13 protein-coding genes are annotated in these 14,118 nt (G+C 63.4%); 7 read left to right on the top strand and 6 right to left on the bottom strand.

Annotated features, from left to right (window positions below):
* Nucleotides 1-7 precede the first annotated feature (7 nt).
* The 3 genes from RA26_RS13445 to rpsO all read left to right on the top strand — a co-directional run bounded on the left by RA26_RS13445 (nt 8) and on the right by rpsO (nt 2,041).
* Nucleotides 8-529 carry a DUF1643 domain-containing protein gene (locus RA26_RS13445; protein WP_039184315.1) on the top strand — a complete coding sequence of 174 codons (522 nt, stop codon included), beginning with the start codon at nt 8-10 and terminating at the stop codon, nt 527-529.
* Between the two features lie 114 nt (nt 530-643).
* Complete coding sequence (locus tag RA26_RS13440; protein WP_342586115.1) at nt 644-1,606, top strand: calcium-binding protein; 963 nt, start codon at nt 644-646, stop codon at nt 1,604-1,606.
* A gap of 165 nt (nt 1,607-1,771) precedes the next feature.
* Nucleotides 1,772-2,041: a 30S ribosomal protein S15 gene (gene rpsO, locus RA26_RS13435; protein WP_019295116.1), complete on the top strand. Its 270-nt coding sequence runs from the start codon at nt 1,772-1,774 to the stop codon at nt 2,039-2,041.
* Nucleotides 2,042-2,310: 269 nt separating this feature from the next.
* Here rpsO and RA26_RS13430 read toward each other — a convergent pair whose 3' ends face one another.
* Nucleotides 2,311-4,647 carry an aldehyde dehydrogenase family protein gene (locus tag RA26_RS13430; RefSeq protein WP_039184313.1) on the bottom strand — a complete coding sequence of 779 codons (2,337 nt, stop codon included), beginning with the start codon at nt 4,645-4,647 and terminating at the stop codon, nt 2,311-2,313.
* 11 nt (nt 4,648-4,658) lie between these two features.
* The gene (gene deoC, locus RA26_RS13425; protein WP_039184312.1) at nt 4,659-5,648 is read right to left on the bottom strand and encodes a deoxyribose-phosphate aldolase; all 990 of its coding nucleotides are present in this window, start codon (nt 5,646-5,648) and stop codon (nt 4,659-4,661) included.
* Nucleotides 5,649-5,880: 232 nt separating this feature from the next.
* On the opposite strand from deoC, the gene mutL reads away from it, so the two are divergent.
* From mutL to RA26_RS13405, 4 genes are all read left to right on the top strand, one after another.
* The gene (mutL, locus tag RA26_RS13420) at nt 5,881-7,827 is read left to right on the top strand and encodes a DNA mismatch repair endonuclease MutL (protein ID WP_039184311.1); all 1,947 of its coding nucleotides are present in this window, start codon (nt 5,881-5,883) and stop codon (nt 7,825-7,827) included.
* A 31-nt stretch (nt 7,828-7,858) separates the two neighbouring features.
* Nucleotides 7,859-9,241: a DNA recombination protein RmuC gene (gene rmuC, locus RA26_RS13415; RefSeq protein WP_039184310.1), complete on the top strand. Its 1,383-nt coding sequence runs from the start codon at nt 7,859-7,861 to the stop codon at nt 9,239-9,241.
* Complete coding sequence (locus RA26_RS13410; protein ID WP_052272429.1) at nt 9,242-10,546, top strand: adenylate/guanylate cyclase domain-containing protein; 1,305 nt, start codon at nt 9,242-9,244, stop codon at nt 10,544-10,546.
* Nucleotides 10,547-10,633: 87 nt separating this feature from the next.
* Nucleotides 10,634-10,957 (top strand): DUF3775 domain-containing protein, encoded by a 324-nt coding sequence (locus tag RA26_RS13405; RefSeq protein WP_019295110.1) that lies wholly within the window; start codon nt 10,634-10,636, stop codon nt 10,955-10,957.
* Between the two features lie 69 nt (nt 10,958-11,026).
* On the opposite strand, the gene RA26_RS13400 is transcribed toward RA26_RS13405, so the two are convergent.
* The 4 genes from RA26_RS13400 to RA26_RS13385 are packed head-to-tail and all read right to left on the bottom strand — an operon-like array spanning nt 11,027 to nt 14,107.
* Entirely contained in the window at nt 11,027-12,169 is a 1,143-nt protein-coding gene (locus RA26_RS13400; protein WP_039184309.1) for a saccharopine dehydrogenase family protein, read from the bottom strand.
* Nucleotides 12,166-12,432, bottom strand: a complete 267-nt coding sequence (locus tag RA26_RS13395; RefSeq protein WP_039184308.1) for a SemiSWEET family sugar transporter — start codon at nt 12,430-12,432, stop codon at nt 12,166-12,168. The genes RA26_RS13400 and RA26_RS13395 overlap by 4 nt, the downstream gene beginning before the upstream one ends.
* Nucleotides 12,429-13,481, bottom strand: a complete 1,053-nt coding sequence (locus RA26_RS13390) for a saccharopine dehydrogenase (protein WP_039184307.1) — start codon at nt 13,479-13,481, stop codon at nt 12,429-12,431. Before RA26_RS13390 ends, RA26_RS13395 begins: the two co-directional genes overlap by 4 nt.
* 11 nt (nt 13,482-13,492) lie before the next feature.
* Nucleotides 13,493-14,107 (bottom strand): glutathione S-transferase family protein, encoded by a 615-nt coding sequence (locus RA26_RS13385; RefSeq protein WP_039184306.1) that lies wholly within the window; start codon nt 14,105-14,107, stop codon nt 13,493-13,495.
* Nucleotides 14,108-14,118: the final 11 nt, after the last annotated feature.

The raw sequence follows: 14,118 nt of genomic DNA, 5'->3' as shown, positions 1-14,118 counted from the left end.
CGCTGCCATGATCACCCGCAGCCATACCAAGGGCGATGCGCCCTCGACCGCCGTGTATTCCGATTGCGAAAGGTACCGCTACAGCCTGACCCGGATCTGGGAACCTGCTGGCCTGCGGGTGATGTTCGTGATGCTGAACCCTTCGACTGCAACCGAGGTGCAGAACGACCCAACCATTGAACGCTGCGAGCGCCGTGCCCGGGCACTGGGATTCGGCGGATTCCGCGCCACCAACATCTTTGCCTGCCGCGTCACTGACCCGCGGGAGATGCGCAGGCTGGATGCGCCGGAAGGGCCGGATAACATGGCGGCCGTTCTTGAAGGCATGGATTGGGCCGATACAGTCATCTGCGCCTGGGGCACACATGGCGCACACCGCGGACAGGGCGCGCTGGTCGAAGAGGCGCTCCGCTCAACAGGGAAGCCGCTGCATCATCTTGGCCTCAGCAAGGCAGGCCATCCCAAGCATCCCTTGTATATTCCCTACCGCCAGCAGCCGGAACTGTGGGCGGGCATCGCAGGCCACTGACCCGAATTAACCGGCGTTCCTGTTTTGTTTTGCAATTTGCGGCGCCCTGTGTGAGTGTGCTCGCGTATGAGTAAATCCTCCAGGAGTTGAGCGCCAATGTTGTGGCTGGCAAGCATGTTGGGACTGGTAGCAATGGGCGGCGCGGTTCTGGCCAATGTCGACGGCGCAGATGACGAAGACACTGCAGCCGCCGAGGAGGATGGCCTGGACGGCGGGTATATCGAGCCTGGCAGTGAGGAACCGGCTGACGGTGAAACTGTAACAGGCACTGAGGACGGTGATGTGCTGGCAGGCAGCAGCGCATCAGACAGCATCAGCGGCGGCGGCGGCGACGACCAGATCGGCGGCTACGGCGGCGATGACTGGCTGGACGGCGGAGACGGCCGCGATGTCCTGCATGGCGATGGCGGCAATGACAGCCTGTTTGGCGGCGGTGGAGACGACCTTCTGCACGGTGAGGATGGCGCCGATGTTCTGGAAGGCGGCGACGGGGCTGACAGCCTCTACGGCCATTTCGGAACAGACAGCTTAGTTGGCGGCGGCGGAGATGATGTGCTTCACGGTGGTCAGGACGGCGACTGGCTGGAGGGCGGAAGCGGTGCGGATTCACTGCACGGCAATGACGGCGATGACAGCCTGACTGGCGGTGCTGGTCAGGATGCGCTGTTCGGCGGCACGGGCGATGATGTGGTGTCCGGTGCCGGGGATGGCATTGAACAGGATTTTGTAAACGGCGGCGACGGTGACGATACGCTGATTGCCGGGGCCGCGGATGTCCTGACCGGAGGTGCAGGCGCGGATAAGTTCACCGCAGGCAGCTGGACCGGCACGGCGGAAGCTGTCCAGCTGATGGACTACGATGCTGCCGAGGATCAGCTGGTGCTGGTCTGGGATTTTGACGGCGGTGCCGAACCATCCGTGGAAGTGCAGCAAAACCCCGATGTCGAGGGGGAACAGCTGGTCCTGGTGGATGGCGAGCCGGCCCTGCGTGTGTCCGGTGCCGATGGGCTGACGGCCGGCGACCTGGTGCTGATGGACAAGGCTTCGGCTGCAGCGGCAGGAATGCTCCCTCTATAGGCACGGGGATCCTGGCGGAGGCACCTGCACATAACCTTTGCCTTTGCGCCGGAATCATCTTATACGCCCGCATCTGCCGCGACTCTGCGGCAGATAGCTCCATGGGCCTGTGCTGGACGACATCCCGGCCTGTGCCATCCACTCTAACCTATGAAGGAGACCCCGATGTCGATCACTGCGGAAGAAAAAGCGCGCCTGATGAAAGAATTCGCAACCAAAGAAGGCGATACCGGTTCCCCGGAAGTCCAGGTTGCAATCCTGACCTCGCGCATCAACACCCTGACTGAGCACTTCAAAACCCACAAGAAGGACAACCACGGCCGCCGTGGCCTCCTGAAAATGGTTGCTCAGCGCCGCAAGCTGCTGGACTACACCAAAGGCAAGGATGAGGCCCGTTACCAGGACCTGATCAAACGCCTGGGCATCCGCCGCTAATCCGCGCTTAACCGGATTTCTGCGCCCGTTCCGAAAGGAGCGGGCGTTTTCTATTGCGCGGGTGTCATCTGGCGGTGGAGTGCTCCCGCGCCCGCTGGCTCCCCGGCTGTGCCGGGCTGCCCTTGGCCTTGGGCGTGGCCCGTGCTGCGCACGGGCGGTTGCCACGTGACGCAAGCCGCGGCTTTGAAAGCGGGGGCGAGGGGCCGGTCAGAAAGAATAACGCCGCCCCAGAGGGAGCGGCGTTTGGTTCGTTCTTAAAACCGGCAGGATTACTCGCCGTAGGGCACCCAGATGTTCTTCACCTCTGTGGCTTCCTGCAGGAAGCGCTTGGTGTGGTCCTGCATCCAGTCGGTTGCAGCGCCATTGTTGACCCAGGTGCGCTTCAAGTTGCCTGCCGAGGCCGCTTCGATTGCCGCAGACAGATCGGTCGAGGAGAAGCTCCAGACCGCGTCCACGTTCAGATGCGAGGCCAGCGGTTTTGCCATTTCTGCATGGCTGCCGGTCAGGATGTTGACCACGCCGCCGGGCACGTCTGAGGTGTCCAGCACCTGATAGAAATCGGTTGCCGCCAGCGGGAAGGGCTCAGAGGCCGCCAGCACCACCCGATTGCCCATAGCAATGGCCGGCGCCATCACCGAGACCAAGCCCAGCAGCGGCGCCTCATCAGCGCAGAGCGCGCCGATCACGCCAACCGGCTCTTTCATCGCCAATGCTACGCCGCGGATTGGCACGCCATGCACCTGCCCGTCGTATTTGTCGGCCCAGGCCGCAGCGGAGAACAGGCGCTGGATCGAGGCTTCGACCTCTGCCGCGCCGCCCTTCTTCCCGGTCATGGCGTCGATGCGGGCCGCGAACTCGTCCGCACGGGCGGAGAGGTTCTCTCCAATGTAGTAAAGGATCTGCGCCCGCAGGTGGCCGGTGGTTTTGGACCATTTGCCGGCGCCTGCGGCGGCTTCAACCGCGTTGCGCACGTCCTTGCGGTTGGCAAGGCCAACGTGGCCCAGCAGCGCGCCGGACTTGCTGTGGATGGCCTGGCTGTAGCCGCCATCCGGGCGCGCCTGCTTGCCGCCAACATACAGCTTGGAGGTGCGGTCCAGCGGGTCCATTGGGGCGCCATTGCCGGCAAACGCCTCAACCTTGGCCAGTTGCTTGGCCTTGGATTTCGGGCGGGTATACGCAGACAAACCCTCCCAGCCGCCTTCGCGTCCGAAACCGCTTTCACGCACGCCGCCGAAACCGGCTGCGGCGTCGAATATGTTGGTGCCGTTGATCCAGACCACGCCGGCCGTCAGCTTCGGTGCCATGTCGAGCGCCAGGTTCACGTTCTCGGTCCAGACGGTTGCTGCGAGGCCGTAACGGGTGTTGTTGGCCAGCTCCACCGCTTCCGCCGGGGTGCGGAAGGTGCAGGAGACCAGAACGGGGCCAAAGATTTCCTCTTGCATCAGCGGATCTGCGGGCGACAGCCCTTCGATCAGGGTCGGCGGGTAGAAGCAGCCGCCTTCGGGCATCTCGACCTGTGCTTGGTGCATGCTGCCTGCGGTGTTGGCTGCAACCATGCTGCTGATGGTATCCAGCTGAACCGGGTCCACCACGGCGCCAACGTCGATGCATTTGTCGAGGGGGTTTCCAACGCGCAGGCCGTCCATGCGGGCCTTGAGCTTGGCGTGGAAACGCTCCGCGATGCCTTCCTGGACCAGCAGGCGGGAGCCCGCGCAGCAGACTTGGCCCTGGTTGAACCAGATGGCGTCCACCAGACCTTCGATCGCGGAGTCGATGTCAGCGTCGTCAAAGACGATGTAGGGGGATTTGCCGCCCAGCTCCAGCGTCAGCGCTTTGCCGCTGCCTGCGGTGGCTTCGCGGATCCTGCGGCCAACGGAAGTGGAGCCGGTAAAGGCGATCTTGTCGACTTTGGCGCCAGTGATCATCTCGCCTACGGCACCGTCGCCGGTCACGATGTTGACGACACCCTTGGGCAGGCCCGCCTGGCGGCAGATGTCAGCGAACAGCAGTGCGGTGAGCGAAGTGTATTCCGCAGGCTTCAGCACCACGGTGTTGCCCATGGCAATGGCTGGTGCGATCTTCCAGGCCAGCATCAGCAGCGGGAAGTTCCAGGGAATGATCTGGCCGCAGACGCCCAGGGCCTCGGCGTCCGGCAATTCGCTGTCCATCAGCTGGGCCATGCCAGCGTGGTAGTAGAAATGACGCTGCGCCAGCGGGATATCGATGTCGCGGCTCTCGCGGATCGGTTTGCCGTTGTCCAGCGTTTCAAGCACGGCAATCAGGCGCGCGTGCTTCTGCAGCAGGCGGGCGATGGCATAGAGGTATTTGGCGCGGCCCGCGCCGCCAAGACCGGCCCAGCCGCCCTGCGCCTTGCGGGCAGCTTCAACAGCTGCGTCCACATCCGCTTGCTTGGCCTGGGTCAGGCTGGCCAGTACCTCGCCGGTGGCCGGATTCTTGCTGTCGAACCCTTCGCCCGGGCTGGTGAATTCACCGTTGATGAAATGGCCGAACCGGCTGCCCTGATCAACCAGCCAGGCCAGTGCCTCGGCAGCGCTTTCGGGGGCAGGACCGTATTCCATAGTGTCGAAGATCTCTTTGATGGTCATGTGTTCAGCCCTCAGCCCATCGCGTGGCGGTAGCCGGCGGAGTATGCCCCGGTGACATGGTGTTCCAGCTGGCGCTCAATGTCGTTCAGCAGCGAGGAGGCGCCAAAGCGGAACAGATCGGGCTGCAGCCAGCGGTCGCCCAGCTCATCCTTCATCAGCGCAAGGTAGACCAGCGCGTCCTTGGCCTTGGAAATCCCGCCCGCGGGCTTGTAGCCGACGCGGTAGCCGGTGCGGTCGTAATAGTCGCGGATCGCCCGGATCATCACCAGCGAGACGGGCAGGGTGGCGTTGACGCTTTCCTTGCCGGTGGAGGTCTTGATGAAATCTGCGCCGGCCATCATGCAAACCAGCGAGGCGCGCGCCACGTTGCGCAGGGAGCCCAGCTCGCCGGTTGCCAGGATTGCCTTCACATGGGCATCGCCGCAGGCCAGGCGGAAGGCTTTCATCTCGTCATACAACGCCTGCCAGTTGCCCTGCAGCACATGGCGGCGGGTGATCACGATGTCGATCTCCTCAGCCCCGTCTTTGACGCTCTCCTCGATCTCTGCCACCCGCAGGTGGAACGGCGACAGGCCAGCCGGAAAGCCGGTGGAGACGGCGGCAACTGGAATGCTGGTGCCCTCCAGCGCCTTTACGGCGGTCGGGATCATGTCGTGATAGACACAGACTGCACCAGTGGTGAGGCCTTCCATGCCCAGCCTGCGCAACAGGCCGGCACTGACGGGCTGGCGCGCCTTGGCACACAGGCGGCGCACGCGGCCCTCGGTGTCGTCACCGGACAGGGTCGTGAGGTCAATCAGGCTGATCGCCTTCAGCAGCCAGGCGGCCTGGTGGTCCTTCTTGACGCTGCGGCGGCCCGGCAAGGTGGCGCAGCGGCGTTCGATGGCCGATGTGTTGGCCTGCACGGCAGCGACCCAGTCCAGGTCCAGCTCCATGCCCGGGTTGCGCGGCTCTGCCAGCTGCGGCAGCTGCGCGCTTCGTTCAGCGGTTTGGCTATCCATTGGAAATCCTCGGAAGAGTTCTGTGCGAAAATCGCACGGGTGCGGCATATTGGCAAGCGAACGCCCCCGCAGACGGGCATGTTTTTTGACTAAATGGACAAAAAAATCAAGGGGCGGAACATCAGGCGCGCAGAATGCTGCCAGGTGAGGGGGATTCCAGTTTCGTGATCCTGCAGAGGCTAGGCTGCGCATTCCGGTGGCAGAATCGGCCACACATGCTAAATTTAGGGGTATGAGCAGTGCAGAACCCCATATCGGCGACAAAAACGCCCTGAACAGCCGGCCGATCATCCGCCAGCTGGACGACAGTGCCATCAACCGGATTGCCGCGGGCGAGGTGGTGGAACGCCCCGCCTCAGCTGTGAAGGAATTGGTGGAAAATGCCATTGACGCCGGTGCCGCACGGATCACGGTGGAGATTGCCGATGGCGGCAAGACCTTGATCCGGGTCACCGATGATGGCTGCGGCATGACACCGGAGGATCTGCCGCTGGCGCTGAGCCGCCATGCGACCTCCAAGATCGATGGCTCCGACCTGCTGAATATCCACACCTTCGGGTTCCGGGGCGAGGCGCTGCCGAGCTTGGGCGCTGTCGGGCGGCTGACCATCGCCAGCCGGGCAGCGGGCCATGAGGCCGCGCAAATCCGGGTGTCGGGCGGCAAGCTGGAACCGGTGAAGCCGGCTGCCTTGCGGGCAGGCACCATCGTTGAGCTGCGGGATCTGTTCTTTGCCACGCCTGCACGACTCAAATTCATGCGAACCGACCGGGCCGAAGCGCAGGCGATCGGGGATACGGTGAAAAGGCTTGCGATGGCGGAGTCCTCGGTGGGCTTCACCCTGCGCGACGTCTCGGGCGGCGGTGAGGGGCGGGTCACCTTCCGTGCCGATCCCTTGAGCGGCGACCTGTTTGATGCGCTGCACGGACGGCTGGCCTCGGTGCTGGGACGGGAGTTTGCGGAAAACGCGCTGAAGATCGACGCGACCCGCGAGGGCATCCGGCTCTATGGTTACGCGGCGCTGCCGACCTATTCGCGAGGTGCAGCGGTGGCGCAGTTCCTGTTTGTGAACACGCGGCCCGTGAAGGACAAGATGCTGACCGGGGCGCTGCGCGCAGCGTATTTCGATTTCCTGAGCCGCGACCGGCACCCGGCGGCGGCGCTGTTCATCGATTGCGACCCGCAGCTGGTGGATGTGAACGTGCATCCAGCGAAATCCGAGGTTCGGTTCCGCGACCCCGGCCTGGCGCGCGGGCTGATTGTGTCCTCCCTGCGCCATGCTCTGGCAGAGGCAGGCCACCGCGCCTCAACCACTGTAGCGGGCGCCACACTGGGAGCGATGAAGGTAGAACAGCCCACCGCCAGCGGTGCGCCCCGGATCTATCAGATGGACCGGTCTTCATATGGTGCGCGGTCCACGTCTTTTGCTGGACAACAGCCTGAAGGCTTCACGCCCGCCCCCGCTTATCAGCCGCCGGCAGCACCAGGCTTTGCAGAATTGGCCGGCCTTTACAGCGGCCAGGTGACGGATGCTCCTGAGGTTCCGATGGCCCCGGGTCAGCCTTTGGATGCGCCCGAAGCCACCGTGCCCGGGGCCGAAGCCCTGCCGCTGGGGGCGGCGCGCGGCCAGGTGCATGAGAACTACATCATCGCCCAGACCGCCGACGGCATGGTGATTGTTGACCAGCACGCCGCGCATGAGCGGCTGGTCTATGAGAAACTGAAACGCCAGATGGCCGAGAACGGCGTCGCAGCACAGGCGCTGCTGATCCCGGAGATCATCGAACTGAGCGACAACGATTGTGCCTGCCTGCTGGGCGTTGCCGATGAGCTGGCGAAATTCGGTCTCGGCATCGAGGCCTTTGGCGGCAATGCCATTGCGGTCAGGGAAACCCCGGCAATCCTGGGAGAGGTCAACGCCGAGGCGATGATCAAGGACATCCTGGACGAGCTGTCGGATCAGGGAGAAAGCCAGCTTGTGCAGGCCCGTGTCGAGGCGATCCTGAGCCGGGTGGCCTGCCACGGCTCGATCCGTTCGGGGCGCCGGATGCGGGGGGAGGAGATGAATGCGCTCTTGCGGGAGATGGAAGCAACGCCGCATTCCGGCCAGTGCAACCATGGCCGCCCGACATATGTGGAACTGAAACTGGCAGATATCGAGCGCCTGTTCGGGCGCACATGAACAAGAACCCCCGTTAAAGGGAGGACGAGCAGTGACATTGGAACAGGCCCATTGGGCAATCTACGCGCTGGCTGGATTGGCTGCGCTTTTGGCGCTGGCTGGGCTTCGGCTGCGCGGGACGGCGCGGCAGCTGGAACAGGTAAACGCGGATCAGCGCAGTCATATCGCCGGGCTGAAGGCCGAAGTTGCGCGGCTTCCGGGGCTATCGGACGAGCTGGCCACCCTGCGCCGCGTGCACGAGAACGAGCGCAGCGCGCGTTACCAGGCAGAGGCGCAGGTGCAGGCGCTGAAAGCCGAGCACGCAGTGCGGCTGGAAGAACTGAAGCACATGAACCAGCAGATGGAGCACAAGTTCGCTTCGCTGGCTTCGGGTGTGCTGAAGCAGAATTCTGAAAGCTTCCTGAGCTTGGTCAGCGAACGCTTCCAGGCCCACAGCAAGACGGCGGACGAGGATCTGGCCAAGCGCCACGCAGCGATCGAGAACCTGGTGAAGCCGCTGGACCAGAAGCTGGGCCAGTTCGGCGAGCGGATCAAGGAAATCGAACAGGCCCGCAACGAGGCCTATGGCGCAATTCAGACCCAGGTTAAGCACTTGGCGGAGGGGCAGGCGGCGCTGGGCGGCGAGACCCGCAAGCTGGTGCAGGCGCTGCGGGCGCCCAAGACCCGCGGCCGCTGGGGTGAGATGCAGTTGCGGCAGGTATTCGAAATGGCCGGCATGGCCGAACACGTGGATTATGAGCTGGAGAAAAGCGTCGGCACTGATGAAGGCCTGCGCCGTCCCGATGCGGTGGTGCGCATTCCAGGCGGTAAGAGCATCGTGGTGGATGCCAAGACCCCGCTGGAGGCCTATCTGGATGCGCTGGAGGCAGAGACGCCGGAACAGCAGCAGGCGGCGCTGGCCCGCCACGCAAACCACGTGAAGACCCATGTGCGGCAGCTGGCCTCGAAATCCTATCAAAGCGCCCTGGGTGAGACACCGGACTTTGTGGTGATGTTCATCCCCGGTGAAACTTTCGTGTCGGCCGCAGCAGAAGCGGATCCGGGGCTGATTGAATACGCCTTTGAGAGCAAGGTTCTGATTGCCACGCCGACCACGCTGATGGCTCTGGTCAAGTCAATTGCCTATGGCTGGCAACAGGAGAAAATGGCGGAGAACGCTGTTGAAGTGCAGAAGACCGCCAAGGAGCTCTATGACCGGCTGGCGACTTTCTCCAAGAACCTGGCGTCGGTGGGGCGGTCGCTGTCGTCCTCGGTGAACAACTACAACAAAGCGGTTGGCTCGCTGGAATCCCGGGTGCTGCCTTCGGCCCGCAGGTTTGAGGCGATGGGCGTGGTTGCCAATGGCGCTGAACTGGAGGATCCCGGCCAGGTGGAGGTCGAGCCGCGCCAGGTGGCGCTTCTGGCGGAAGAGTAGATGCAGCTGCTGCCGGCACTGAAAGCGCTGAGGCCGCAGGAGCCGGCCCTGCTGAGCGCAGCAGAGGTTGAAGCGGAACGCATCGTTGCGCTGTTGCGGATTGTTGTGGCGCTGGGTCTGATGCTGGCGATGCTGCTAGCCGTAGAAGCCGTGCGGGTGATTGAAGAGCCGCATTTGCGGCGGCAGGTCGGCCTGGCTGCTGCGACCATGCTGTCCTATCTGGCAGTGGGGACGCTGATTTACTGGGCAATTTGGCGACAATTGTTCAGGCCCTGGATGATCTGGCTGGCGGTTTTTGCGGATTGTGCTTTTTTGCTGCTGAACTCATTCCTGTCGTTGGTGAACACCGGCGTGCCTGGTGCGGCGTTATTTGCCATGCCCGCCGTTTGGATGGCCCCAGTCGTGCTGGCCTTCGGCGTCCTTAGGCTGAACCCGCTGCGGCTTGCCGTGAAGCTGGTTCTAATCGCAGCGGGATTTGCATGGATGATCCTATGGCAGCCTCCTGAAGCCGCGCCGGATCTGGTTGGGCGGATCAGGCTGACACTCGACTTGCCGCCGAATTTCATACGTTTGGTGATGCTGTGCTTGGCTGGCGGTGTACTGGTGGTGGCCGCCGTGCGGATGCGCACGCTTTTGCACCGTTCCATTGAAGAAGCCCGCCAGAAGGCGAACTTGACCCGCTACTTGCCGGCGCAGTTGGCAGGCCGCCTGGCTGGTGGCGGGCTGGAGGCGATGCAGGAGGGCCGGCACCAGAAGATGGCCATCCTGTTTATCGATATCCGCGGCTTTACCAGCTGGTGCGAGGGCCGCGAACCGCAGGAAGTGAGCCGACTGATCACGGAATTCAGGACGCGGGTGGAAAGTGTTGCGGCCCGGACCGCCGGTTTGATCGACAAGTATATCGGCGATGCCGCGATGGTCCTGTTCGAAGGCGAGCGCGCGGCGGCGCAAGCGCTGGAATGTGCTGATGGCCTGGTGGCGCAAATGCGCGACTGGCGCCAGACACGGGAACAGGCCGGGGACACGGGCTTGGGCGTTGGGATCGGGGTGCACTGGGGAGAGGTGTTTTCAGGTGTGACCGGCACGCCGGAGCGGCTGGAATACTCCGTTTTTGGCGACACGGTGAACACCGCGGCGCGGCTGGAGCAGCTGACCAAAGCGCAGGGCATGGCCGTGATTACGTCAGCGGACTTGCTCCAAGCTGCTGGCACAGAGCCAGCGCAAGAGGGCTGGGCTGCTCTGCCGGAGGAGGTCTTGCGCGGGCGCAGCAAGGGACTCGCGCTCTTTGGGAAGGCGCAAGGCTAGCCGCCGCTCCATTTGCCTCAGATCAAAGACTTAGGTGTTTAGCCTGCGGTTTGATATGCTGAGGCTGCGAACAGAAGGAATGGAGCAATGCTGGAGATTTCAGTCCGCAAGGTGGCACAAGTGGCGATGATGGCCCGGGAGCTCGGCCGGGCTGAAGGTGAGCTGCGCGCCTTCATCGACCGGATGAGCGAGGACCAGCAATCGGAACTGGTCGGCATCATGTGGGTCGGCCGCGGCAGTTTCGAACCGGAAGAGCTGGGTGAGGCGATCTACACGGCGCGGCAGGAAGCCACGACGCCGACCGTCGATTATCTGCTTGGGACGCCGCATCTGGCGGACAACCTAGAGGCCGGGCTGGAGGCGCTGGGGATCGACGTTAATGATGTTGAGGACGACGTGATCGGCCGCTGACGTCACCGCACAAATCCGTAATGCATAAGGGCGCCGGAAACCGGCGCCCTTTGCGATACCAACATGTGGTCAGGACTTGCTGTCGACGACTTCAAGGTGCTGAGCAAGCTTGCCGATTTCGGCCATCCATTTTTCGACCAGAGCAAGGTCACTGGGGGCCGCATGGACGCCGGGTGCGATCTTGCCGTTCATCGCGGCTTCGATGGCAAAGGACACCGGACAGGACACAAGGCGCGCCATAGCGGTGCCGCGCTCGTCGCCCCAGGCATCCATCACATAGGTCTTGTGCCAGACTTCAGTGCCATCCTTTTCGGCTTTCAGGCCGACACACAGTACCACCCGGTCCGGCTCGCCTTCGTCGTAGGCATTCTCGGCCCAGAACTGGTCAGACATTTCCTTGAGCCGGGCGTCGCCTTCGGAGCCGGAAAGGGTTTCGACCTCTTTGAACACATCCGCCCAGGCATCGGCCCAGCCGTTGAGGCGCAGGGTGCCGCGGACGAACTCCTTCACTTTCCAGTCTTCGCCGAATTCATACTGGCCCATGAAGGGGATCGAGTCACGGTTCGGGTAGACCTCAAAGCTTTCGGGCGCGGGCAACGGTGCTTCATAAGAGGAGATCGCATCCCACGGGCGGGCAACGTCCAGTTCCTTGAAATCGCGGATCGACTTCGACGGCGAGCGCAGCGCTTTCAGCACGCCCAGAGGCGACCAGCTGAATTTGTAGCGGAACGGGTTCGGGATCTTGGGGATGCCGCCGCAGTAGGAGATGAAGCTGATCTCGTTTTCGGGGTCAAAGGCATCGGAGGCCTTGTAGTCTGCGACCAGCGCATGCGCCATCAGGTGGTCGATGCCCGGATCCAGCCCGACCTCGTTCACCAGGCAGACGCCTGCATCCTTTGCCTTCTGATCCAGCGCGCGCATTTCCGGTGCGATGTAGGAGGAGGAGACAAAATGCGCGCCGTGCTCAATCGCCAGCTCAGCCAGCGGCACATGCCAGTCGCCGGGCAGCATCGAGACGATGACGTCCTTGGGACTCAGCATCTGGCCCAGGTTGGCGATGCTGAAGGCGTGAATGTTGGTGGTCAGGTCGCCCACGGCCTCGCGCGCCTTGTCGGTGGTCCGGTTCCACACCGCCACGTCGTGGCCCGCTTCCAGCAGGCGGCGCAGGCCGGGGATTGCCGACAGGCCGGTGCCGCACCAGTGAATAGTCATGTGTCAGTCCCTTTCTTATATTTCAGGATTGCCCCGATGATCGCCAGAACGATGACGATGGAGCAGGCATTGGCAAGGATGATGGGCGCATCACCCACCAGCAAACCATAGATCAGCCACAGGCTGACGGTTCCGAGAAACATCAGGTTTGCAGGCAGCGACAGGCCAGCCGTGTCGCGCGTTGCCCAGGCTTTCCAGGCCTGCGGGAGCCAGCAGATAGTGCCGAGAAGGGCTGCCAGAAATCCGATGTAAGTCGCAGTCATTCGGGCAGATGCTCCTGGAAGGTGGCCTTGGCCCGGCCCCAGACGCCGCTCTCCAGATCGGTCAGGGTCAGCAGCGAGGGCAGCAGCTGCGCCGCGTAGTCCTCGGAGCTTTCCACCGGCAGCATCGACGGCAGGTTGTCGATTGCCATCACGTCCAGCACCGGGTTTTCGGCGACGCGTAGAGCGGGTGCTTCCCAGGTGGTCGCACAGTCATAAACCGGCACCGGGTTGTAGTCGCTGTCCGGATCGCAAGCGACGTCGCCGATGGCAGTGAGCTTGCGGTCCGCGGCCAATGCTTCACGTGGGACAAAAACCGGTGTGCCGGGTCGGGCGAAGATGCAGTTCAGGAACAAGTCATGGTCCAGGATCTCGGGGAAAGGACCGCCGCTGGCGGTTTCGGCCATGTCCCATTTGGTGACCTTCACGCCCATCGCCTCGCAAAGGTCTGCAGCGCCGGTGCCGACACGGCCAAGCGCGCCGATCACGATGGCAGAGGGGCGGTCCTTTTTCAGTGCGCTGAGTTCTTCACCGAGTTCTGCCAGCAGCGCGTCCTTGCCGGGATAAACACCAACCGGCCCGCACAGTTCGCCGCGTTGCTGGGCTGCCCAGGCTTTCAGGGTGACTGCGGCACCGGCATAGCCTGCCCAGTAGCCAAAGGCGGCGACCCGGCGGCCGGTCTCATCGACCAGATACTCCAGATCGTAAAGGGTTCCGCCGCCGGCCTTGAACCGCTCCAATAACGCCTTGCCGGAGTGCTGACCCTTGAAGGCATGTCCGAACATGATGTGGCGGTGCGGCAGCGGCGTGCCGTCCTCGGGCAGTTCCTTGAGGCCGAAGATGATCGCGTCCGCAGGCGCGCCGGGCCAGGAGTTCTCCGGTGCAATCTCGCAGCCGGCATCGACATAGCCCTGCAGCGGGATTGCCCGGACAGAGCTTTCTTCGACCGTGACCTTGATGCCCGTGGCCAGCAGCGCCTTGGCGCCTTCGGGGGTCAGGCCCACCCGGTCTTCGTTGGGGCGCTGTTCGGCCCGTACCCACAGATGCGTCATTGTCATGTCCTTCAAAGCATTCCCTTGGCATAGACCGCGCGCACAGACGCGCGCTGTTCCATTGCCGTCATGAAGTTCTGGATTTTCGGGAAATCCGCGGTGTTCACGCCGTCACCGTCGAGCCAGGTGCAGACCACATAGAGGTAGCAATCGGCGATGCAGACCTCGTCCCCCAGTACAAACGGGCCGCGCAGTCCGGACCGGCTGATGTAGTCGCAGGAGGCCGCCATAGTTTGCGGCACCATCTTCTGCATGTCTTTCCAGCTGGTCCGCTCCTTGGCCCAGCGGGCGCCGCGCAGGCGGTGGGCGTGGTTCACATGCATGGTGGAGGCGAGGTAGAACATCAACTCGCGCATCCGTGCCAGCAGAACCGGGTCCTGCGGCCGCAGGCCCGCGTCCGGAGCCATGTCGGCGATGTATTCCAGCAGCGCGCCGGTCTCGGTCAGGATGCCGCCTTCCACCGCCAGTGCCGGCACCCGGCCCTTGGGGTTGATCTGGGCATAAGCCGCACCGGTCTGTTCCTTGGCGGCAAAGTCGATCTTGACCGCCTCATAGTCTATCCCGGCTTCCTCTAGTGCAATGGCGACGGCCACCGAAATGGTATTGGGGGCATAGTAGAGCTGCATGTCTTCCCTCC

The organism is Leisingera sp. ANG-M7, assembly GCF_000813965.1.
In the GTDB taxonomy this organism is placed as follows: Bacteria; Pseudomonadota; Alphaproteobacteria; order Rhodobacterales; family Rhodobacteraceae; genus Leisingera.
This window is presented reverse-complemented; position numbering and strand designations above follow the sequence as displayed.

Coding starts and splice junctions, on each gene's coding strand:
- RA26_RS13445 (WP_039184315.1), top strand. CDS start 8: ATGATCACCCGCAGCCATACCAAGGGCGATGCGCCCTCGACCGCCGTG.
- RA26_RS13440 (WP_342586115.1), top strand. CDS start 644: ATGTTGGGACTGGTAGCAATGGGCGGCGCGGTTCTGGCCAATGTCGAC.
- rpsO (WP_019295116.1), top strand. CDS start 1,772: ATGTCGATCACTGCGGAAGAAAAAGCGCGCCTGATGAAAGAATTCGCA.
- RA26_RS13430 (WP_039184313.1), bottom strand. CDS start 4,647: ATGACCATCAAAGAGATCTTCGACACTATGGAATACGGTCCTGCCCCC.
- deoC (WP_039184312.1), bottom strand. CDS start 5,648: ATGGATAGCCAAACCGCTGAACGAAGCGCGCAGCTGCCGCAGCTGGCA.
- mutL (WP_039184311.1), top strand. CDS start 5,881: ATGAGCAGTGCAGAACCCCATATCGGCGACAAAAACGCCCTGAACAGC.
- RA26_RS13410 (WP_052272429.1), top strand. CDS start 9,242: ATGCAGCTGCTGCCGGCACTGAAAGCGCTGAGGCCGCAGGAGCCGGCC.
- RA26_RS13405 (WP_019295110.1), top strand. CDS start 10,634: ATGCTGGAGATTTCAGTCCGCAAGGTGGCACAAGTGGCGATGATGGCC.
- RA26_RS13400 (WP_039184309.1), bottom strand. CDS start 12,169: ATGACTATTCACTGGTGCGGCACCGGCCTGTCGGCAATCCCCGGCCTG.
- RA26_RS13395 (WP_039184308.1), bottom strand. CDS start 12,432: ATGACTGCGACTTACATCGGATTTCTGGCAGCCCTTCTCGGCACTATC.
- RA26_RS13390 (WP_039184307.1), bottom strand. CDS start 13,481: ATGACGCATCTGTGGGTACGGGCCGAACAGCGCCCCAACGAAGACCGG.
- RA26_RS13385 (WP_039184306.1), bottom strand. CDS start 14,107: ATGCAGCTCTACTATGCCCCCAATACCATTTCGGTGGCCGTCGCCATT.